The organism is Acinetobacter sp. WCHAc060025 (assembly GCF_004209355.1).
Taxonomy (GTDB): Bacteria; Pseudomonadota; Gammaproteobacteria; order Pseudomonadales; family Moraxellaceae; genus Acinetobacter; species Acinetobacter wuhouensis.
On record NZ_SGSX01000002.1, the window covers coordinates 135512 to 156245 of the forward strand.

The window sequence follows — 20734 nt, forward strand, 5'->3', positions numbered from 1 at the left end:
CACATTCATGAAGATTCATGAATGTGTTTTTTACGCTTTTTTTAAAGTTTTGCATAAATGACCCATGCTTGAGCCAAAAACGCTTAAATCGCAAATTAGGCGTTCTTATAAATTCTAAAAATAAATGGAAGTCCTTCCGTCTGATTCATCCAGCTTAAATTGTCTATCGTGATGCAAAATCCACTTTCTATATTTGCATTCATCATGGCTAAAAAAGACCGTTCTCAAAAGAAACAAGACCTCGCTGCACTGGAGACCTCACAGACCGCAGAAGTTGCTTGGTTGGCGAACCAGTGGCAAGAACACCCAGTTGTAGGGATGACACCTATGCGTATGCATCTGCTGCTGACGGATGCTGAGCAAGGCAACCTACAGGCCCAAGCTGATTTGTTCTGTGACATGGAAGAGCGTGATGGGCATATTTTTTCTGAGATGACCAAGCGTAAGCAAGCTGTGAATGGTCTGCCGTGGGGAGTCAAGCCACCTAAGAATGCCTCTGAGCAAGAAAAGAAAATTGCTGAAGAGGTTTATGAATGGCTGGATGACATTGAAGATTTTGAAATGTTTTTGTTTGAAGCCATGGATGCCGTGGGACATGGCTACAGTGCTCAGGAAATCAAATGGCATCAACTTGGCGGTCTTTGGCTGCCTGAAAGTTTTCAGCACGCCCAACCGCGCTTGATCATGACGCCATACAACCAGCCAAATGAATTGCGCCTGAATGATGGTTCACCTGATGGTGCAGAATTTTGGCCTTTTGGCTGGTTTATTCATCGGCATAAAGCCAAGTCGGGTTATGTCTCTCGTTCAGGATTGTTCCGTGTTTTAGCCTGGCCGTTCCTGTTTAAAAATTATGGTGTCAGGGACATCATGGAGTTTTTAGAAACCTATGGTTTACCTTCAAAAATTGGTAAGTACCCATCTGGTGCAACTGATGCTGAAAAAATGACGCTGATGCGTGCAGTGATGAGCATTGGTCGAAATGCTGGCGGTATTGTGCCCCAAGGCATGTCAATTGATTTTGATGATGCCACCGATGGCGATACCAACAATCACATGAATTTGGTGAAATGGTGTGAACAAACCCAGTCTAAGATTATTGTCGGTGGTACATTGCTGTCACAAGCAGATGGCAAGACTAGCACCAACGCACAAAGTCAGACCCATGAAAACCAGTTTGATGTGATTAATAAATCGGATGCCAAGCAATTGGCCCGCTCAATCAATGACAGCTTGATTACTGCAATGATGCAGTTGAATCATCCAAATATTACGCCTGACCGCTATCCAAAATTTTGGTTTGACACTTCTGATACTGAAGACCTTGAGAGCTTCAGTAAATCTTTAGGTGAAATGGTGGATACTGGCATGAAAATTCCACTCACCTGGGCGCATGAGCGGGCTGGTATTCCAATGCCTACGGATGACAAGGAAGCGATTCTGACCCGCGTACAAGCACAGACGCCACAGTTGGCAATGAACAGTTGGCAACCGCACCTACTGGGGAATTTACTGGCTGCCAATTCAGCGCATATTCCACTGGATGAGCAAGCGGTGCAACTCCAGCTGCGAGATCAGGCCAAAGAAGCCCAGCAAACTGCTGAACTTTGGATGCATGATTTAATGGCGAAAATCAATGCTGGACAAGATGAAAATGAAATCTTGGCGGTTCTATCTGAGATATATCCAACCGATGATGAACCTGTGCTTCAGGAAAAGCTGACTCAGCTGATTTTTGCAGCAGAAGTATTTGGACGCTTAAGCGCCCAGGTGGATGCGGAAAATGGCTAAAACCCCACAACGCCCAGAACTCAATGCATTGTTTGAAATGCCCCCACAGGATGCAATTGACTACCTGAAAGCCAAGGGTTTTAAAATTGGTTGGGATTGGCATGAAACATTGAATGAGGCGCACAGTCGAGCTTTCACGGTTGCCAAGGTGGCCCGCATTGATTTACTTCAGGATATCCGTAAATCTCTGATTGATGCGATGCAGCAAGGTCAAGGCTTTGAACAATGGAAAGCCAATATCACCCCCACACTTCAGCAAAAGGGCTGGTGGGGAAAACAAACCGTAATCAATCCTGCGGGTATTGAACAACCTGTTCAGTTGGGTAGCCCTCGACGCCTTAAAACTATCTTTGACACCAATATGCACAAGAGCCTTGCCGCTGGGCGATATAAGGCCATGATGGCAACCGTTGAGACCCGTCCAATTTGGGTATGGGTGCATATTTCAATTTCTAATCCCCGTAAAATTCATTTAGCCCGTAATGGTGAAGCACGTCGTTATGATGATCCATTCTGGCTGTATGCTTACCCACCTACGGAATGGGGCTGCAAATGCAAAGTGATTGCAAGGCGTGAAAGTGATATTGAGGATCAAAACTTAAACTTGATTCAGACCCAGCCTGAAGATATTGAGCATCATCAAGTCATAATTGGGAAAAGTAGTTTTACAGGTCAGGATGTTGTTTCTACGCAAACCCGCATTCGCATTAAGCAGCAAGATGGTTCTGAGTCTTTCTTCAGTCCAGCACCGGGTTTTAATAGCCATCCAGCTTCAAGCTACTTGCTCGATGCTGAACTCAGTAAGCGTGCTGTAGATCTGGTGGGTGTGGACAAAGGTACTCAGCAAATTCAGCAAATGTTGTTGTCTCGTCCACGCCTTAAGGCGCACGAGGCGTTTATCAAAAACTCACTGAGTGATACACCACTTCAGAATAAAACCAGCACAGTTGCTGTGATGCATGCGACTGATATTCAATTTATGGCTGCTCAGAAGCAAGCTATTGAAAACCCAATCATCACCCTGGGTGACCAACTGTTTTTAGATAAAAGATCGATTTTAGCAGATGCTGAATGGGTGGATTTACCAGGCATCATTGCTCAATCATGGCGTGTGCTTTGGGATCAGGCAAACAGCCAGTTGTTGTATTGGTTGCCTACTGTTGAGTCACACAGTGCAAATCAAGTGGTTCAGGTCGCAGTACAATCCAAAAATGGTGTGATGCAAATTGTAGATATTGCAGTTGTTGAGCGTAGTACTGCGGTGGATCGACTGAATTCCAATACATATTTAGCTGTTCGATAGGTGAATGATGAGCATTATGGAGATTCAAAGCCCTGAGCTAATCGCAAAATTAAACCAAGTCGCTGAAGCAATGCAGGATACCTCACCACTGACTGCGGCTATTGCGGGCAGTTTTGTGGCGGTGGTTGATGATAACTTTGCAGCGCAAGGTCGGCCCACCTGGGCTGGGCGTAAACCTTCGACAATCAAAAGTTATCAGCGTAGAGGCTTGTCTTATGGTGGTGTGCTGCAATTATCAGGTGCTTTAAGATCACGCATCACATCCAGTTCGGATCGGGATAGTGCCAGTATTGGCAGTAATATGCCTTATGCAGCGATTCAGCATTTTGGTGGAACCATTAAACACCCTGGTGGAACGCGCTATCAAAAAGGTGCTCGTCTAGCCAGTTTTAGCAAAAATAGTTTTACAGGCCCGACATCGGGCGTTACGGGTGCACACGACATCAAGATTCAACCCCGTCCATACATGCCGATGGACGAACATGGATTTTTACAACCTGAAGCGGAAACCGAAATTTTCAAAGACGTCGATTTCTATTGGAAAAAATTCTTCTAATTTCCTAAAAATAATCGGAAGTCCTTCCGTCTGATCTTTTTATGCAGTTGGTTTTAATCTGACTGCATGAAAAAGAATCTTCTCGCAGCTTCGTGCTCATTCGACTTATCAAATTTATCAGATCACTTTGTATTGATACCTGAAGGTGTTTTTCGTAGTGAGATTGATGGACGTCCATATGATGCGCCTCACTGGGCACTCAGCCCTGAGCGTGGTCATCAAATGGCTGCGGCCTTGAATCAGCGCAAAATTGACATGGTCATTGATTATGAGCACGCCACTTTAAAATCAAAAACCACTGGTGAATCTGCACCTGCTGCGGGATGGCTGAAATCAGCGGGGTTTACCTATGTTGAAGGAGTTGGATTATGTAGCACTGACTTTGAATGGCTCGATAAAGCTAAAACGCATATAGAAGCCAAAGAATATAAATACATTTCCCCAGTCTTTTTGTACACCAAGACGGGCGACATTACGGCTTTAATCAATGTTGCCTTGACCAATACCCCTGCATTAGATCAGCTGCCTGAAGCAAAACTTGCTGCTGCGGCTCAGGAACTTTTTTCCCAAGATTTACCACAACAGGATTCCACAATGGAAGAGTTATTAGAACAGCTGCGTTGGATGTTGAATTTGCCTCTGTCAGCAACCGCAGAAGAAATTACTGCTGAGTTAGATAAGCTTAAAACGCAGATCAAAGAAAAAACAGGTGTTGCTGTGGCAGCCAATAGTCAAACTCTTTATGACGCATTGAATGCTATTGATCAGTTGAAAATTGCAGCCAACAGCTCAAATGCTGTCGATCCAACCCAGTTTGTACCGATGGCTGTTTATCAAGAAGCGGTTCAAAAAGCAGGCAATGCAGATGCTGCGGCTAAAGCCAAAGAAATTAATGATCTGATTGTTGCTGCATGTGGTGATGGTCGTTTGACAGGTAAAGCAACCATCGACTGGTACAAAGCTCAGGCTGCAACTAACCCCGACTTTGTGAAAACACAAATCGAAGCTTTGCCAAAAATTGCAGCACTGACCTCACAACAAACTCAGCACATCGACTTGGGCAGTGGTCAAACTAAAACACCTCCAGCTGTAGATGATGTTCAAGCATCAATCGACGCTCAATTTGGGCTTTAAGGACAATTTACTATGGCTAAAACAGAACAAGCGATCGTCACAGAAATGCGTTGCGGGTCTTTAATACCTGTGCCTTTGGCAGCTTTAGCGCTGGTACTTCAGGGTACTTTTGCTGTTGTAGATGCAAATGGCTTTGCTGTGGCATCCGCAGACGTTGGTGGTGCAGATCAAAGCTGTATCGGTATTTGGGATCACTCTGCTGAAAACTCTGGTGTAGATGGTGAAGTAGTGGCATGTGTACGCCGCAAGCAGCAGTTTTTGGTGAGAAACTCGACTGCTGATCCTGTCACACAAGCTGATCTTGGGGCTGTGGTTTATGTAGAAGACAATCAAACCATTGCTAAAACAGATGGAACTGGCACGCGCTCTGTAGCGGGTTATTTTATGGGATTTGACTTAGAAAACCCTGCTTATGTATGGGTGGAGATTGAATAATGATTTTTAATGAAAAAAATGCACAGCATGTGGTGAATACCCTTGCGACCAGTATTAAAAAAGTCTTTGACGGTGCATTTGAAGCGGCGCCTAGTCAGTGGGCGGATGTAGCAATGGAAGTGCCAAGTAATGGTGCATCCAATACTTATGCGTGGATTGAAAAGTTCCCCAAGCTGCGTAAGTGGTTGGGTGACAAAGTCGTCAATCAGCTTAAAGGCCATGCCTACACCATTGTGAATGATGACTTTGAAGCTACTGTTGAAATTGACCGCAACGATATTGAAGATGACAACTTAGGTATCTATAAACCTCAAGCGCAAATGGCGGGTGAATCATCCAAGCAATGGGCGGATGATTTGGTTTTTGCTGCGCTGACAGGTGGTTTTGATGAAGTCTGCTATGACGGCAAGACCTTCTACGCCACCAACCATGAAGTGGGTGAAGGTAAATCAAAAAAACTGGTTTCCAACCGTTTAAGCGCACCTTTAAAAATTGATACCTTGGCTGAAGCTAAAGCCAGCTATGGTACAGCCCGCACTATGCTGCGAAGCGTGAAAGACAATGAAGGTCGTCCACTGAATTTGACCCCAAGTGTACTGGTTGTTCCTTTTGCATTGGAAGATGCTGCTAACGCATTGATGACCGTGGATCGTTTGGAAGATGGTAAGCCAAATCCATACAAAGGCACTGCCAAAGTGCTGGCTGTGGGATGGCTTAAAACAGACACGGAGTGGCATTTACTGGATGCAAGTAAAGCTGTCAAACCAATCATCTTCCAGCCACGTAAAAAACCTGTTTTTGTACAGCAGACCGATACTTCAAGCGATGCTGTGTTTATGCGCAAGAAGTTTAAGTTTGGTGCTGAAGCACGTGGCGCGGCTGGCTTCGGCTTGTGGCAAATGGCTGTGGGTTCAACGGGAGCATAAGCCATGTACGCAACGGTAAAGGCAATGAAACTCAAATTTGGTGAACGTGAGCTGATTCAGCTCACTGAAACCGAACCGCCTTATTTGGGTGAAATCAACATGGATAAGCTAAATTCAGCCATGAATGAAGCAAACAGTGAAATTGACGCCTATGTGGGAAGTCGCTATCCACTGCCGTTGCAGGTTATCCCTCCATTTTTGACTGAGATTGGCTGTAACTTAGCGCGTTATTACGCTGTTACAGGTGATCTTTCTGAAAACGATCCAATTAAGAGTCGTTATGAGTCATCGATTAAAACCTTAACCAAGATTTCCAAAGGAGAGCTCACCTTGGGTAGTTCTCCAGCTGGAGAATCAAAGCCAGTGCAAACATCCTCCAATAATGTGGTCTTTGCTGTAGGGCGTCGTGATTTTGGTAATGGGGGTTGGTGATGCTGAATTTATCTATCATTGAGCAAGCCATCAAGGATGAAATGGCGCAGCAAATTCAGGACAAGAAATGGCCTTGGATTCGTGAAATCAAAACTTATGGCGGCGAGTTTGATGATGATATTTCTGTGATTATTAAAACCTTTCCTGCGATTTGGGTGACGTTTGATGGTAGTAAAACCCCAGAAAAAACCAGTGCCAACAAAACCAAGATGCCAGTGACCTTTGTGGTTTTGGTTGGTAATCGTTCTGTACGTAATGAAGAGTCACAACGACATGGTGCAGGTGCAGATATTGGCACATTTCAGATGCTACACAATGTACAGCAATTACTGACAGGCAATGACCTATCAAGTCAAGAGCTTAAAGGTTTAGCACCTTTGGAGCTGGGTCGAGTTAAAACTATTTTTAATACGTCCACCCGCAGCCAATCTTTAAGTGTGCTGGCGCAAGAATTTACCACCTCATACACCATTACTGCTTCAGACCGCGTTCGCGAAGAGGCTGCTGAAGAAGCATGGCTGGAAAAAATCAACATTAATTACCATTTTGACCCGAAAGAATTTGGATTATTTGAATCTGATCTGGTCGAGCTGAAGGAATAATTTTTATGTCTATTCAAGCAGGCATTCGTACCCCTGGTATGTATACCAATGTCAATATTAATACTCAGCGTACTGGCTTACCTGCAAATACGCATAAAGTATTGTTTATTACAGCAGATACCAAAGTTATGGATCAGCCCGTAGCAATTTATGATGTATCGGACGCAGATACTAAAATTGGTGCGGACAGCATTGTTGGTCGTATGATTAAGGCGGCTGTTAAGACCAACCGTCTGGTTGATGTTCAGGCCATCACTTTGGTAACGAACCACACTGACCCTCAAGCACCAGTAGTTGATGTGGATGAAACCACAGAAATTATTGCTCCGCTAGGTCATACGATTTTGGCGTTAGATAAAGCGCCCTCTGTGGGTGATGATACAGAGGCTTGGGTGGATCACTTGAATTTTGTCAGTGATGCTATTGAACAACGCCCAGCAATTTTGGTTGTACCATTTTCTAATATTGAATCAGCAACACTATTTGCAGCCCAAGCACCCGTTGAAACATGCTATCGCATTGTCGCAGTATGCTATCACGGTGCAACAGGCCAAGAAGCAGAGATTGGTGCAGCAATGGCAGCCGCTTTAGCTGACTCGAATGACCCTGCATTGCCGTTTAATGGGGTAAATCTCGAAGGTGTTGGGGCTGTGGAGGATAAATACAAGCTGACTTTTGAGCGTCAAGAACGCGCTTTGAAAGCAGGTGTTTGTGTTATTGCAACTGGTGCGGATGGTACACCCGAAATTGTGCGTGCAATTTCCACTTTCCGTAAAAATCCAGATTCAGGTATGGCTGATGATATTATGCTGGATATCAATGGCGCCTTGGTGATTGACTACACTCGCCTTGTGATGCGTACAGCGGCATCTAAAGAACGTCGTCGTAAAAATACTGGCCCTGCGCGTCGTAATTTGCGTTCAGTGTTTATGGCAGAGGCAATCAAGCTTGAAAAAGCAGAAATTCTTGAAAATGTGACTACTACAGCCGATCAGCTCACTGTAACGCAAGATGGTAATGATAAAACCCGTGCCAATGCAGAGATTCCAAGCCATTGGGTGCGTGGTATGCATGTGATTGCCACGACATTGAATGTGTATTGATTTTAATTGCTAGCGTTATCACCCTAAAAAGACTGCATCCGCAGTCTTTTTTTAATTTAAATGGAAGCCCTTCCGTCTGATATCCAGCCACAAATTGAGAAAAAATAAGTCAACATTAAATTGAGACTACACAAATGTCTGAAGAAGCAGTTGGCTTTATTATTTTAGGTGTCAACGGTGATGAATATGACTGTGCATCATTTAGCGCCACCAAAACCACAGGCAATCGTCCAATCGCAACGATGAACCGAACCCGTGAAGTGAAGTTCAAATCAAAAGGGCTTCGTACTTACGCACTCACTGTTGCTGTGGTGATTCCTGATGGTAAGGATCAAATTAATTGGCTTGAAGTTGAGGATGCTCGCCTCAGTATTGAATCTGAGTCAGGTGATTTTCGTGAAACTTATGTTGATTTCAACGTACAAACCATTAGTGACTCTTACGATGTTGCAGGTGAAACTCGCCGAAATCTCGAAGGCTTTGCATTGAACTATATCCAAGAAAACCTATAACCCATAAGGAAAAACAATATGTTTCAAGTTGAAGGCACACTGCCTGTTGCACTAAAAGCACTCGATGGTCAGACTGAGATTTCAAGCAAAAAAATTGTCATGCGCCAAATGACGGCTATTGAATATATGCAGTCACAATCAGGCATTGAAGGTCAATATATCGCAATTGCAGACCTTGCTGCCATGACCAAGCTAGTGGGTGAAGATGGTAAAGAACATGAAATTACTTATGACATGTTAGGTCACTCCTCTAAGTCCAACCTTGAATACCTCAATAAAAAGTTGAAAGAACTTGAGGCAAAGGAAGAAGCCGAAGAGTAACGGAAGGAGCGCGGCTAATCCGCGCTCTTCTTGCTATAGGTATTCCATACTCTGAAGCTATAAAGCTTCCGACCGATGTGGCAATCGCCATGCTCGTAGATGAGCGGCCAAACAATACTCGTCCTAAAAACCCGAAAAAACAGCAAAGCCCAAAAACTGAAACATCAACCACAACCACCAAGGTTGCAACGAAGCGTAGACACTCCCAACCAAAGGCATAATCCATGAGCAAGAACTCTGTAGTCTCCTTAACCCTTCTAGTCAAAGGTCAGCAAGCCAGTCAAGAGCTGAAGCGGATTACTACAGAGCAAGTTACCGCTGTGCAAAGAATTAATACTGAGCAACAAAAGCTTGTGCCTATTCAAGCAGGTCAGATTAATAATGCCAAAAAAATATCGGATGAACTTCGCAAACAAGGTCAAGCATTTACAACACAAAAACGTGAAGCGCTAGCCTTAGATACTGCAAGAAAGTTAGGGATTAGAACTGAACAGCAGATTAATGCTGAGATTAAAAAGACGCGGGACACTTACGCTCAATTCAGTATTCTACAGCGGCAAGGCTTAGTTACAACCAAAGATATGGAGCGTGCATACGCCTCCATGAAATCACGTGTAGCAACCCTCAATACTGAGCTAGGTAAAACAGTATCAACTGAAAAACAAATTCAGCAAATTCAAAAGACTGGTGGCTCTGGTGGAATGAGTACCCTACAGCGTGGCGGGGCTATCGCTGGAGCTGCTACGGCTGGTTATTATGCTGCAAGAAATGTTGCTGCATCACCTTTAGATCATGGTCGCAATTTTTCTGCCAGTATTTTTGATGCAACAACCTCTATCACTGGTGGATTTAAGGGGATGACTAATGAGCAAGCCAAGGCAGCCAATCAACAGTTAATGGGTTATGCAAAGGATGCTGTCCGTCAGGGGCGTGGCACTGTGGAGGGTATTTCGGAGGCAGCTCAAATTTTAAGTGCTTCAGGGAATTATGAAACCGTTTCTGACCTTCAAAAACCTCTTATTGCAATCGCCCAATCCTCTTTTGCGTCAAATGCATCTGAAGCTGATATGGCGAGGCTCGCTGGTCAAGCAAAGCAATTTGGTGTTGCACCTGATCGTACACAGGCAGCGCTAGATAGAATGATGGGATCTGGTATTGCTGGTGGCTTTGAATTAAGAGATATGGCTCAACATCTTCCTGCTCTATTGGGTGTAGCTAAGCAGGCAGGCTTTTCAGGTGAGCAAGGCTTAAATGCCGTAACTACGCATTTGCAACTTGCGCGTAAATATACAGGAACACCTGGTGAGGCTTCGACCAATATGGAAGATTTGTATGGTCTAACAGGTCAAAAGCATTTTAAAGATGCAATTGCAAAAAATATTACTGTGGAAGCTGGTGACCCCACGCGAGCTGGTAAAAAGAAAGGATCGAGAGAGTTTGATCTAACTCAGTATTTAGTTAATGATTCATTAAAAGGTATAGATACAACAACATCTATTGCAAACTTAATGAACCGTCAATTATCAAAAAATAGTGAATACAATAACTTAACAGCTAAACTTAATCAGGCAATCGAAAGCAAAGATGAAGCTCAAGCTGAGAATTTAAGAAAAGCGATTGAATTAGTTATTACGGGCGAATTTGGGGATATTTTTCATAATAAACAATCTTTATCTGGAATCTCATCAATTGTAACAGGCATGAAAAATGGAGATTACCAAGATATCTACAATCAATCTTGGGAGGCTGAAGGTTCTGTAAATAGAATTTCTGACATTAAGGGGGGGAATGAGTTTGCTCAAGCTACGGCTCGGCAACAAGAAGTTATTCTTGCTCAAATTAAAATTTATGATACAGCCAGCGAAAAGCTTGGAGAGTTTCAAAAGAATCTCGTCTCTATTATGCAGGGCAACCAAGGTTTAACAGCTGCAACATTGGCAGCCACTGGAGCTTTAACTGTTCTAGCGGGTGCTGCTGGTGGGGCCGCTTTAGGAGGAGCATTAGGTGGAGGTAAAGGTGGGTTGTTGGGTAAAGTTGGTGGAGCTGTTGCTGGCGTTTCGGGTGCGGCTGGAGGTGCGGCAGGTATTGCTCGTGTCGGTGGGCAGTTTGCTGTTGCTGGAGCGGTTGGTTACGGCATAGGCACTGGTGTTCGGAATATGTATATGAATACTGAAGCTGGGCAAGATTTTGATGATAAGTTGGGTAGTGGTATCGCTCATGTTTTGGCTGCTTTTGGTAATGATGAGGCTAAGGCTGCTATTGAGGCTCAAGCTAAGTATGATCAAATGCTTGCGCAACAAGAGCAAGGTAACAAGTTAAGTGCGGATATGATTAATAAATTAAACTCATTAATTGCGGTTACCAGCCAAAACAAACCTCTCCCTTTCCCTACAATGAGTGGCGGAGGATTATTAGGAGATATCTCAAAAAATGCTGCTACTGAAGAGAAAAGACATGGCGCAGCTTTGCTGATGTATAAGCCAAATTAAAAGGAAGCCTTTCCGTCTGATATAAATACGATGAATTTTGAATAATGACCTCCTCTAATGGAGGTTTTTTCTTATGAGCTGGGCTGAAGAACTACAAGATGCAAGTTTTCGCGGTGTGCAATTCGAATGTACATCAACAGCTGATGCTGTATCTAAATCACTCAGTATTAAACAAGCTCCATATTCGAATGATGCAAGCATTGAAGACATGGGAAATAACCCACGTGATATTTCAATCAATGCGGTTTATTCAGGTGAAGACTATAAAACGTGGTTAGATGCACTTGAAGCAGCTTTGCTCGAAACAGGCTCAGGTGAATTAATCCACCCGATCTATGGTATTCAGCAAGTTAATGTTGTGAATTACAGTGTTGATCATAATGCTGAAAACTTTGACTCATGCACAATTCAAATTAAATTCATCCAAGCCAAAGATAAACAACGTGAACTTTTTATCCCGATCCAAGTTCAAGAAACTATTGCAACTGAAGATATTATTGAAGTTCCAGCTTCGGCTTTAGAAAAGGCATTAAAAAAATTAGAACAGCTTGATCAGAATGAATTTTTTACCTTTGTTAATAATATCCGCACTGGTGTCAATAAATTCCGCGAAGGCTTAGGTCTAATCCGTAGCACCATTGATAACGTACTCTCACCAGCCAATTTTATTGTTGGATTGGTTGATGATGTGTCTCAATTAGTCACTTTCGATACGAGTATTTCAGCAATATCAAAATGGCGTGATTTGGCAAACCGCATCCAACGCTTTGAAAAGCTTTTCACCAGTGATAATTCTTCAAGTAGCTTGAATACAGCTCAAGCTCAACAAGCTTTAGAACAGCTTTGGCGCGCAACCCAAGTTGCTTCTACGATAACTCTAACGCAAAAGATTGTTGCAAGCGTTAGAAGTGATATGGCGGTAAATAAAGAGATTAATCTAACGCCAATTGATCTTGCTGTGATTCGTCAACAAAATCGCATTGTGATTCAAAACTCAATCAATGCTGAGCGTTTAATTACAACTTCAGCAAACAGTGTTGCACAAATAGCAGTCTATAAAACTGTTGCAGATCAAGTGCATTTACAGATTCAAGAACTCATTGAAACTCGTCCACCGATTTCAACAACAACGATTATTGTGCCTTGTACCCTGCATTGGTTAGCACACCAGCTCTATGGTGATTTTAGCCGTGCAAATGAAATCCAACGTCTAAACCCAACTTTAGAAAATCCAGCATTGCTTTTACCTGGCATGGAGTTAACGATCTATGCCCAATAATCATTTAAACAATCTAAAAGATAACCAAGGGAATGAAATCCGTTTAGAAATTGGCGGATATTCGATTTCAAGTTGGGATAGTATTTCAATTGATAGTCAGATCGATACGCCAGCTGAAAATTGGAGTTTTACACTTTTTCAGCAAGAAAGCTTGACACTACCTAAAGACATCGCTGGCGCAAAAAACATCAAAGTTTATTACAACAATGAACTGGTTTTAACATCTATTGCAGATCGCGTGACAGAAGCTGTGAGTCGAGATGGTTATGGTTTGCAGATTGCAGGTCGTGACTTAGTTGGTCAGCTCATAGATTGTTCAGTACCCATTTTTAATGGTCGTCAGATCACACTTGAAGAATTAATTAATAAATTTGTTCGGGATGGTGACTTTAAATCAGTCATTCATGGTGTAAAGGTTCAAGATAACGCATGGCTGAAGAATAAAATTTCAATAGAGCCTGGTGAATCACTTTGGGACTCTATTGCTAAAGCAGCTCAGGTTACAGGACAGCATGTTTGGTTAGAGCCAAACGGCACGTTAGTTGTCGGCGATCCGTTTGCAAATCCCTACCAAGTGCAGACATCACTACGTTTAATTAAGCCGTTAGATAACACAAATAATTTACTTGATTTGGAGTATGACAATGACGTTTCAGGTGTCTTCAGTGAAATTAAAGTATTAAGCCAAGATGGAAAAGGCAATCATATTTTGGCTGAGTCAAAAACAAAAACGCAGTACGCATTTAATCGCTTAAAAATTGTGACTCTAGGTGATGTTGAAACCAAAGCTGAAGCTGAGGCAGCACTTGCAAAAATAAAAAAAGACAATGATTTGGAAGCCTATAGCCTTTCAACGACTTTTGATGGTTGGGCTGTAGATGGAAAGATTTGGACACCATCTTGGCATGTCAATGTTGAAACCAATGTGATTTCTAACGCTACAGCAAAATGGGCAGTTTATGGTCGCACACTTCTACTTTCACGTCAGCAAGGGAAAACCACTAAATTACGTTTAAAACGCCAAAGTGATTGGGCGCAACCTTTAATTCATAAGGAGAAGCACAAATGATCAAGGCAATGCAAACTCAAATCAATAAAGGTTTAAATCAAGTCCGCCAAGCATTTTTGGGAATTGTGGCTCGTAGTGGCTCTAAAACCCTTCAGCTAACTGGTCTTACAGATGAAACGCTTCAAGATATAGAACTTTATCAGCATGTTGGATTCAATTCGCATATTCCAAAAGACGCACGTGTAGTGGTTATTCCGCTGAATGGAAAGACTTCCAAATCAATCGTGGTTGCCACAACAGGCGCACCAGTCGTTGTTAATGTCTCTGAAGGTGAAACCTGTATTTATGACCAATTTGGGCATCAAGTGTTACTGCATAAAGACGGCATAAAAATGGTTGGTGATGTTGAAATTATTGAAGGCGGTCTAACCGTTGAAAAAGACATTAAATCTAAAGCTGATATCTCAGATAAAACAAGTTCAATGGCGCAGATGCGCGTCATTTATAACGGACATGTGCATGGCAATAGTCCGCAAACTGGATCGAAAATGGAGTAATTCATGGGAATCATTAATTTAGAAAATAAAGATTATGTATTACTCAGTCTTGATGCTGCATTTGGTCAAGATGATGTGCAATGTGTTTGCCAGCGATTGAATATTCATCGTGGCAAATATTGGGCGAATCCAAAGCTTGGTAGTCGCTTGTACTTGTTGAGACGTGCAAAAGATTTAAAACGTAATGTTTTATTGGCAAAGCAATATGCTGAAGAAGCGCTTCTAGATTTAGTACCAGGGCGTTTTCAATCCATTGTTGTAAATGCTATTCAAAGTGAAAAAAGCCAAGTGAATTTAGTGATTGATTTAGTCCCGTTGACTGGTCAAAAGCAGACTATTCAGTACTTTGTCCCAGTGGGAGGTTAATATGTTTTCGATTCCTACTTTCCAAAAACTGCATCTAGTCATTGTTCAAGAAATTCGCAACAAAACAGGCTTAACGATTTCAGCTGATTCAGATGCTTCTATTCGAGCTGATGGTACAGCTGCGGTTGTGGAAGGTTTATATCAACACCAAAACTATATACAGCGTCAGTTGTTCATTCAAACAGCGGATGAGCCTTATCTGTATATTCATGCTGAAGAACTTGGACTTCCACGACTTGGCGGTACACGTGCTTCGGGTACGACTCAAGCAACATCAAATATTGACTTAACCGTACTTGCTGGAACTAAAGTAACTGACGGCAAAGGTCATTACTGGAGTGTTGTTGCTGATACTCAGTTAAAAGCGAATGTTGCTACTGTGCTTAGCGTAAATGCAGATCAAGTTGGCGCTTCGTGGAATTTCTCAGGTTCGACATTATTGTTTGTAAGCCCGATTGCAGGCTTGGCTGGTATAGCAACTGTTATTTCCATTTCAGGTGGCTCAGATCAAGAAGAACTTGAAGACTGGCGCGCACGTCTGCTTGAACGAAAACAGCTTGGGAAAGATCGTGATAGAAACACAGATTTAATCTCAAAACTTAAAGAAATCACAGGTATTAAGCACGTTTATATTTATCCGAAGCGTCGTGGTTTAGGGTCGTTAGATGCTGCAATCACAGCTGTTGGAAATCCACCTACTTTACCCACACAGGCTTTAATCAAAACGGCTCAAGATTTTTTAGATGCGGAAGAAGCATTTTGGGGTGATCTGCGTGTTTATGCACCAACTGAACAATTTTTACATGTCTCAGCTGTAGTGTCAGGAAGTAGTTCTGATCTCAGTAGTGTTGAAACAACGATTCGTGATTATTTTGCAGAACTTGCCCCAGCTGAAGAATATCAGTCAGCCGTTTTAACAGCTCGTATCATGGCCCTACAATATGTGACTGACGTTAAATTAACACCCAGTTCTAACGTTGTTCCAGTGGTGAATTGGATGTATACAAACTGGATTCGCCTTGGTTCTTTAACAGTGAGTCGAGCATGATGACATTAGAGCAAGTTACTGAATTATATGCGTCTGTATTGCGTCAATTACTGCCCGAGGGAGGCTATGACAAATCACCAAATACAGTTGTCGCAAAAGACATCTACGCACATGCAAAGCTCTTAGCTCAAGCTGACTTAGATGCTCATCGCTTACTTAAAGTGATTGATTCTATTCCTGAAGAACTTATTGATGAGTTTGAGTACGAGTACGGTTTACCACTGAAATGTTCAACCAATGTTACTCGGACTTTTGCTGAACGCATTGAGATTTTAAAGTGGGTTCGAAATAACCAAAATGTCTATAACAAGAAGTACTTAACTCAACTTTTGGCAATCTTTGGTGTTGTATTGGTTGATGTTATTAAGTTTAAGCCAATCCAATGTACTGCACCGTGTAATGCACCTGTGAATACGGAGCAACTGCGCTACAAAGTACGTTTGCATCTGCAATATCCAGTAAATGCTGACATTGAATGTATTATTGAAAACTATTTGCCCGCTTATTTGCGTGTTGACTGGATGATTGATATGCCTTGGGGTGAATGGATCGTCAATTGTTCAAACATTAGGGTAAATAACGGCATTGCACACTACTCTGCGTATAAAACAAATTTACGTGACTATTATGATGGCTTTGCTGATTTGAATTTAACTGAAGCAGTCGTTAGGGCTATGCATGATGTTGATATGCAAAAATGGCAAGCTGTGATTGATGCAGCTAATGAGTTGACGGGTGTAACTGATTGGGTCTGGGACGTTGCTAATAATCAGATTGTATACACAGTTCAAAATCCAAATAACCCTAAATTAATCTGGTGGTTAGGCGGTCTAGATTACACAGCTTCTTCAGATCAATATGAAGCTTGTATGATAGCAGTTTCTAGAAATCCAACGGTTACCTCAGACAGTGGGGCTTGGGGGTCTTTTCAATATGTTTCAAATAATCAATGTGTTTTTAGATATAGACGTATTGATCTTGCATCTGCTGTTAATCCCACATACGATCCTCACGATGTGATTCGCAAAACACTTCAGTTTTATGTTGTTGCTCAAAAAATCATTTCAAACGCACAATCTTCAAATCAAGCAACATCACTACTCGCTGAAGCTTTTTTAGAAACAGTTGCAAAATCGATTTGTAATTCAGACAGCTCTAAACAGTTTGTAAAACTGACAGATATCATCTCTCAATTTGAACAAAACAAAGTCTTAAGAAAATAGGAACTATCATCATGCAAAGAATTGATAGCGTTAACGCACGTGCGAATCAAAATGGTCAAGGTAAAAATGGCTTTCATGATAATGCTGATTTGAGTGGTCAGGACGCAACTTATTTAACTCCACCTTTTATGAATACAATTCAAGAGGAATTAGCAAATGCAATAGAAGGATTTTCAAAATCACTTGATCCTACTGATAACACTCAATTACTTGCTGTTTTGAAACAGATTAGTCAACAAGCAAGTAATGCATCAGATGATCTTAAACAACGAGTCATTCAGCTTGAAAGTTTTGTTGAGAACTCGGTTGATTACTTTTATCCAGTCGGAACAATCGTTGATTTCGGTATCCAAAATATTAACCCAAATGTACGCTTTGTAGGTACGACATGGATACGACACGGTGAAGGTCGAGTCAGTGTTGGTCTAATAGTTGATAGTGATCCAACAGCACCAAGTTGGACTAAAAATGTCAATGGATTCGGTGGTACATTTAACCAAAGTTTAGAGGTTGAAAACCTGCCTCCCCATAAACACAGTAAAACGGACAAATTCAATAAGTTTGCTGCGTTAGCTCAGGATGTAAGGTCTACTGTATATGATAAAAATGAGGGATATGGTGGATTAACTTCATCTGAAAATGATAACTCAAAAATTGAGATGGAGATGGCTGTGTCAAGTTTAACAGCGAAAGCTTGGGAAGATGCAGCAGAACAAAGTGTAGGTCAAGGTGAAATGTTTAGTATTGTCCAGCCATCGATCGTCGTTAACCGTTGGGTTCGAATTGCTTAATTCATTCGTTATTCTGCACATTGATTTTAGTGCAGAATAACGTGTAAATATAAATCATGCGTAAAGTGAAAAGATATTGCATTCTATGAAATGAAAAAATAATGTAATTATCTCAAAAAAATCCCTAAATTATCTCGGCGCGCATCAGTTCTTCAAGTTCAGCACTTAAAGCATCCAATCCTAAAAATAAGTAAGCAATCAAACTGACAATCACAGGTGTCCAAACTCCTAAACTTGATTCCAAACTAAAAGGAAGAATCAGGCAAAAACAATACACAGTACGATGCAATAAAACTGAATAAGAATAAGGCAAAGGTGTACTTAAAATACGGTCACAGCCTGCTTGGATTGCGCCAAGTTCTACAATGTGATGATTCAATCCTTGATAAATAATGTCGGAAATTTCACCTGATTTTAGGGATTGTACCAATGATTTTTGGATTTCTTCTAAAACATATTGTGATGCATTGATGTGTGTAGATAATGCATTGAATTGTCGTTCATTGAAATTGACTTTATCACGATAATATTCAATAGATTGTGAACTATTTCTAAGTCGATTGCGCAGTAAACCTGTAAATAGCATTACACGATACATCATGATTCTGCGTTCATTATCATTCAAGACATGACTATCACGTGAAATATGGCGAGAAGTGGCGATTAAAGCGCCCCACAGTTTACGTCCTTCCCACCAGCGATCATAACATGCCGTATTTCTAAAGCTCATAAATATTGACAAAATAATCCCAAAAACAGTGAAACCAATCGCAGGTACAGCAGGAAACGTAAAATAATGCTGTGAGGATAAATACACGATGATCGTCGAGATCAGTACGACTATACTTAAGGCAGGTAATACTTTAGGAAGAATCGTGCCATGCCATGCAAATAGCAGGGCAAAGCTATTACTTTTATCTCGAATGATCATACTGTTTACCTACATATAACTTTGTCAGTGTTTCATAGACAAAACTATAAATGCAAGTTTCAAATAGGAAAATAAAAAATACGGCTGAGTAAAAGCCGTATTTCTTCATGATTTAGGTTCGCCAGCGTAAAAACCAGTTTTCAATCCATTTCATCAGCGTATCGGTCAATTTGCCCAGTACTGCCAATAAAATGATTGCAATAATCACTATATCTGGTCGGGAGGTTTCACGACCATCACTCAGTAAATAACCTATGCCTTGTGTGGCAGCGATTAATTCAGCAGCGATCATAAACATCCAAGCCAAACTTAAGCTATTTCTTAAACCCACTAAAACTCCTGGTGAAGCAGCAGGGAGTACGATTTGAAAAATAGTTTGTAAATAATTCAAGCGATAGACTTTGGCGACTTCCAGTAATTTTTTATCTACACCATGAATGGCTGAAACAGTATTGGTATAAGTTGGAAAGAAAGCCCCAATCGCAATTAAAGTAATTTTAGAAGCTTCATCAATTCCTAGCCATAACAGTAATAGAGGAATCCATGCAAGACTCGGAATGGATTTGATCGCTGAGAATGTTGGCTCTAAAAATTCTTCAATGTGTTGATTCAAACCCACCGCAATTGCAATAATCAGTCCAAGAGCACTACCCACAAAAAAACCGAAAAAAACTCGCCATGTACTGGTATATACATGCGTGAATAAATCGCCATTGACTAGATCTTTAAAAGATTCAAATAAGCTACTCGGTGCTGGAAGAAGATATGGTTCAACCCAACCAGCACGAACAAAATATTCACAGAGTAAAATGAACAAAACTGGGATGGTTATTGCTTTTAACCATTTAATGAGCTTGGCTTTTATAACAACTTTTTTGACAGCCGTAGGTGCAATTGTATTGACTGCTGAAGCCGAAATTTTATTCATTATTTCCCAACAACCTTTTGCGCATATTTACTATCAAATAATTGATCAATTACTTGGTTGACATTGGTGCCTTTGCGGACTAATTCTTCTTCATTCAAAATTGTTCCTGCTTTTTTCAGCGCATTTAAATGTTTCGCTGTTGGAATATTCTGATCGAGGTTGGTTCGGCTGAGTTGAAGTTTTGCAACTTCGAGTGGTAATTTTGCTTCACGCGCTAAAAGTTCGGCAAGTTTGTCAGGATTTGCTTTTGCCCATTTACGTGCTTGTTCATAAGCTTTTATGACGGCATCAATAGCTTCAGGACTTTGAATTGCAAATTGATCTTTTACACTTAAAACACTATAGCTATTAAATGAAATATTACGATAAAGAAGTTTAGCACCTGATTGTAATTGGGCTGAAGCCATAAGTGGGTCAAGACCTGCCCAAGCATCGACTTGTCCACGTTCTAATGCAGTTTTGCCATCTGGATGCTGTAAATGAACAAGTTGAACATCTCGTTTGTTTAAATTAACTGTTTCAAGTGCTTGAAGCGTGAAAAGGAACGGATCTGTTCCTTTGGTTGCCGCAATTTTCTTCCCTTTTAAATCTTTTAAAGTTTTGATCGTTGAATTTTTAGCAACGACTAATGCTGTCCATTCTGGTTGACTTTGAATATAAACGGTTTTGATTGGGCTTCCATTGGCACGACTTAATACTGCAGCTAGTCCGGCTGTTGAGGCAAAGTCTATACTGCCACTATTTAGATATTCAAGTGAACGGTTACTGCCTTGGCTAAAGACCCATTTGACCTCTGTTTTAGGTAAAGCTTTTTCTAACAGTTTTTGCTCTTTGACGACTAAACTTGTTGGTGCGTAGTAAGCATAGTCAAGTTTTAATGTTGTAGGAATGGCTGCGAATGATGAGGTGGCTGTCAAGCTAAGAGTCAGACCTGAAACAAGCGTTGTCAATTTTTTGCCGAAAGATTTCATAAATACTCCATAAAATTCAAAGAGAAA

21 protein-coding genes and 2 pseudogenes are annotated in these 20734 nt (G+C 41.5%); 20 read left to right on the plus strand and 3 right to left on the minus strand.

Going from position 1 to position 20734, the window contains the following annotated elements; translation table 11 throughout:
• The first annotated feature begins 204 nt into the window (after positions 1–204).
• The 20 genes and pseudogenes from EXE09_RS02300 to EXE09_RS02390 all read left to right on the plus strand — a co-directional run bounded on the left by EXE09_RS02300 (position 205) and on the right by EXE09_RS02390 (position 17877).
• Positions 205–1791, plus strand: a complete 1587-nt coding sequence (locus EXE09_RS02300; RefSeq protein ID WP_130116201.1) for a DUF935 domain-containing protein — start codon at positions 205–207, stop codon at positions 1789–1791.
• Positions 1784–3094: a phage minor head protein gene (locus EXE09_RS02305; RefSeq protein WP_130116202.1), complete on the plus strand. Its 1311-nt coding sequence runs from the start codon at positions 1784–1786 to the stop codon at positions 3092–3094. Before EXE09_RS02300 ends, EXE09_RS02305 begins: the two co-directional genes overlap by 8 nt.
• Before the next feature lie 16 nt (positions 3095–3110).
• Positions 3111–3650 (plus strand): phage virion morphogenesis protein, encoded by a 540-nt coding sequence (locus EXE09_RS02310; RefSeq protein WP_228257137.1) that lies wholly within the window; start codon positions 3111–3113, stop codon positions 3648–3650.
• 66 nt (positions 3651–3716) lie between these two features.
• Positions 3717–4784 carry a phage protease gene (locus EXE09_RS02315; protein ID WP_130116204.1) on the plus strand — a complete coding sequence of 356 codons (1068 nt, stop codon included), beginning with the start codon at positions 3717–3719 and terminating at the stop codon, positions 4782–4784.
• A 12-nt stretch (positions 4785–4796) separates the two neighbouring features.
• Complete coding sequence (locus tag EXE09_RS02320; RefSeq protein ID WP_130116205.1) at positions 4797–5219, plus strand: hypothetical protein; 423 nt, start codon at positions 4797–4799, stop codon at positions 5217–5219.
• Entirely contained in the window at positions 5219–6145 is a 927-nt protein-coding gene (locus tag EXE09_RS02325) for a Mu-like prophage major head subunit gpT family protein (protein WP_130116206.1), read from the plus strand. The genes EXE09_RS02320 and EXE09_RS02325 overlap by 1 nt, the downstream gene beginning before the upstream one ends.
• A 3-nt stretch (positions 6146–6148) precedes the next feature.
• Positions 6149–6577 (plus strand): gp436 family protein, encoded by a 429-nt coding sequence (locus EXE09_RS02330; protein WP_130116207.1) that lies wholly within the window; start codon positions 6149–6151, stop codon positions 6575–6577.
• Positions 6577–7179 (plus strand): phage protein Gp37, encoded by a 603-nt coding sequence (locus EXE09_RS02335; RefSeq protein ID WP_130116208.1) that lies wholly within the window; start codon positions 6577–6579, stop codon positions 7177–7179. Before EXE09_RS02330 ends, EXE09_RS02335 begins: the two co-directional genes overlap by 1 nt.
• Before the next feature lie 299 nt (positions 7180–7478).
• On the plus strand, positions 7479–8282 hold the full coding sequence (locus EXE09_RS02340) for a phage tail protein (protein WP_165382027.1): 804 nt from the start codon (positions 7479–7481) through the stop codon (positions 8280–8282).
• 134 nt (positions 8283–8416) lie between these two features.
• A complete protein-coding gene (locus tag EXE09_RS02345) occupies positions 8417–8794 on the plus strand; it encodes a hypothetical protein (protein WP_130116209.1) in 378 nt (125 codons plus the stop codon).
• Positions 8795–8812: 18 nt separating this feature from the next.
• Complete coding sequence (locus tag EXE09_RS02350) at positions 8813–9115, plus strand: hypothetical protein (RefSeq protein WP_087554304.1); 303 nt, start codon at positions 8813–8815, stop codon at positions 9113–9115.
• Between the two features lie 89 nt (positions 9116–9204).
• Complete coding sequence (locus tag EXE09_RS19130; protein WP_265936883.1) at positions 9205–9336, plus strand: hypothetical protein; 132 nt, start codon at positions 9205–9207, stop codon at positions 9334–9336.
• 3 nt (positions 9337–9339) lie between these two features.
• A complete protein-coding gene (locus EXE09_RS02355; RefSeq protein ID WP_130116210.1) occupies positions 9340–11604 on the plus strand; it encodes a phage tail tape measure protein in 2265 nt (754 codons plus the stop codon).
• A gap of 73 nt (positions 11605–11677) precedes the next feature.
• Positions 11678–12883 (plus strand): DNA circularization protein, encoded by a 1206-nt coding sequence (locus tag EXE09_RS02360; protein WP_130116211.1) that lies wholly within the window; start codon positions 11678–11680, stop codon positions 12881–12883.
• A complete protein-coding gene (locus EXE09_RS02365; RefSeq protein WP_130116212.1) occupies positions 12873–13952 on the plus strand; it encodes a phage baseplate assembly protein in 1080 nt (359 codons plus the stop codon). The genes EXE09_RS02360 and EXE09_RS02365 overlap by 11 nt, the downstream gene beginning before the upstream one ends.
• Entirely contained in the window at positions 13949–14449 is a 501-nt protein-coding gene (locus tag EXE09_RS02370; RefSeq protein ID WP_130116213.1) for a phage baseplate assembly protein domain-containing protein, read from the plus strand. Before EXE09_RS02365 ends, EXE09_RS02370 begins: the two co-directional genes overlap by 4 nt.
• A gap of 3 nt (positions 14450–14452) precedes the next feature.
• Positions 14453–14815: a phage GP46 family protein gene (locus EXE09_RS02375; RefSeq protein WP_130116214.1), complete on the plus strand. Its 363-nt coding sequence runs from the start codon at positions 14453–14455 to the stop codon at positions 14813–14815.
• A gap of 1 nt (position 14816) precedes the next feature.
• Positions 14817–15863, plus strand: a complete 1047-nt coding sequence (locus tag EXE09_RS02380; RefSeq protein WP_130116215.1) for a baseplate J/gp47 family protein — start codon at positions 14817–14819, stop codon at positions 15861–15863.
• Positions 15863–16381: pseudogene (locus tag EXE09_RS18695) on the plus strand (hypothetical protein); the annotation flags it as partial. The gene EXE09_RS02380 and the pseudogene EXE09_RS18695, both read left to right, overlap by 1 nt.
• A gap of 716 nt (positions 16382–17097) precedes the next feature.
• Positions 17098–17877 carry a phage baseplate protein gene (locus EXE09_RS02390; protein ID WP_130116216.1) on the plus strand — a complete coding sequence of 260 codons (780 nt, stop codon included), beginning with the start codon at positions 17098–17100 and terminating at the stop codon, positions 17875–17877.
• 148 nt (positions 17878–18025) lie between these two features.
• On the opposite strand, the pseudogene EXE09_RS02395 reads toward EXE09_RS02390, so the two are convergent.
• The 3 genes and pseudogenes from EXE09_RS02395 to EXE09_RS02405 all read right to left on the minus strand — a co-directional run.
• Positions 18026–18808 (minus strand): annotated as a pseudogene (locus EXE09_RS02395) (bestrophin family protein); the annotation flags it as partial.
• Positions 18809–18920: 112 nt separating this feature from the next.
• Complete coding sequence (locus EXE09_RS02400; RefSeq protein ID WP_087552735.1) at positions 18921–19736, minus strand: ABC transporter permease; 816 nt, start codon at positions 19734–19736, stop codon at positions 18921–18923.
• Positions 19736–20707 (minus strand): aliphatic sulfonate ABC transporter substrate-binding protein, encoded by a 972-nt coding sequence (locus tag EXE09_RS02405; protein ID WP_130116218.1) that lies wholly within the window; start codon positions 20705–20707, stop codon positions 19736–19738. The genes EXE09_RS02400 and EXE09_RS02405 overlap by 1 nt, the downstream gene beginning before the upstream one ends.
• Between the last annotated feature and the right edge of the window lie 27 nt (positions 20708–20734).

Bases quoted from the DNA above. Each gene is read 5' to 3' on its own strand.
- EXE09_RS02300 (WP_130116201.1), top strand. From the start codon at position 205: ATGGCTAAAAAAGACCGTTCTCAAAAGAAACAAGACCTCGCTGCACTG.
- EXE09_RS02305 (WP_130116202.1), top strand. From the start codon at position 1,784: ATGGCTAAAACCCCACAACGCCCAGAACTCAATGCATTGTTTGAAATG.
- EXE09_RS02310 (WP_228257137.1), top strand. From the start codon at position 3,111: ATGGAGATTCAAAGCCCTGAGCTAATCGCAAAATTAAACCAAGTCGCT.
- EXE09_RS02315 (WP_130116204.1), top strand. From the start codon at position 3,717: ATGAAAAAGAATCTTCTCGCAGCTTCGTGCTCATTCGACTTATCAAAT.
- EXE09_RS02320 (WP_130116205.1), top strand. From the start codon at position 4,797: ATGGCTAAAACAGAACAAGCGATCGTCACAGAAATGCGTTGCGGGTCT.
- EXE09_RS02325 (WP_130116206.1), top strand. From the start codon at position 5,219: ATGATTTTTAATGAAAAAAATGCACAGCATGTGGTGAATACCCTTGCG.
- EXE09_RS02330 (WP_130116207.1), top strand. From the start codon at position 6,149: ATGTACGCAACGGTAAAGGCAATGAAACTCAAATTTGGTGAACGTGAG.
- EXE09_RS02335 (WP_130116208.1), top strand. From the start codon at position 6,577: ATGCTGAATTTATCTATCATTGAGCAAGCCATCAAGGATGAAATGGCG.
- EXE09_RS02345 (WP_130116209.1), top strand. From the start codon at position 8,417: ATGTCTGAAGAAGCAGTTGGCTTTATTATTTTAGGTGTCAACGGTGAT.
- EXE09_RS02350 (WP_087554304.1), top strand. From the start codon at position 8,813: ATGTTTCAAGTTGAAGGCACACTGCCTGTTGCACTAAAAGCACTCGAT.
- EXE09_RS19130 (WP_265936883.1), top strand. From the start codon at position 9,205: ATGCTCGTAGATGAGCGGCCAAACAATACTCGTCCTAAAAACCCGAAA.
- EXE09_RS02355 (WP_130116210.1), top strand. From the start codon at position 9,340: ATGAGCAAGAACTCTGTAGTCTCCTTAACCCTTCTAGTCAAAGGTCAG.
- EXE09_RS02360 (WP_130116211.1), top strand. From the start codon at position 11,678: ATGAGCTGGGCTGAAGAACTACAAGATGCAAGTTTTCGCGGTGTGCAA.
- EXE09_RS02365 (WP_130116212.1), top strand. From the start codon at position 12,873: ATGCCCAATAATCATTTAAACAATCTAAAAGATAACCAAGGGAATGAA.
- EXE09_RS02370 (WP_130116213.1), top strand. From the start codon at position 13,949: ATGATCAAGGCAATGCAAACTCAAATCAATAAAGGTTTAAATCAAGTC.
- EXE09_RS02375 (WP_130116214.1), top strand. From the start codon at position 14,453: ATGGGAATCATTAATTTAGAAAATAAAGATTATGTATTACTCAGTCTT.
- EXE09_RS02380 (WP_130116215.1), top strand. From the start codon at position 14,817: ATGTTTTCGATTCCTACTTTCCAAAAACTGCATCTAGTCATTGTTCAA.
- EXE09_RS02390 (WP_130116216.1), top strand. From the start codon at position 17,098: ATGCAAAGAATTGATAGCGTTAACGCACGTGCGAATCAAAATGGTCAA.
- EXE09_RS02400 (WP_087552735.1), bottom strand. From the start codon at position 19,736: ATGAATAAAATTTCGGCTTCAGCAGTCAATACAATTGCACCTACGGCT.
- EXE09_RS02405 (WP_130116218.1), bottom strand. From the start codon at position 20,707: ATGAAATCTTTCGGCAAAAAATTGACAACGCTTGTTTCAGGTCTGACT.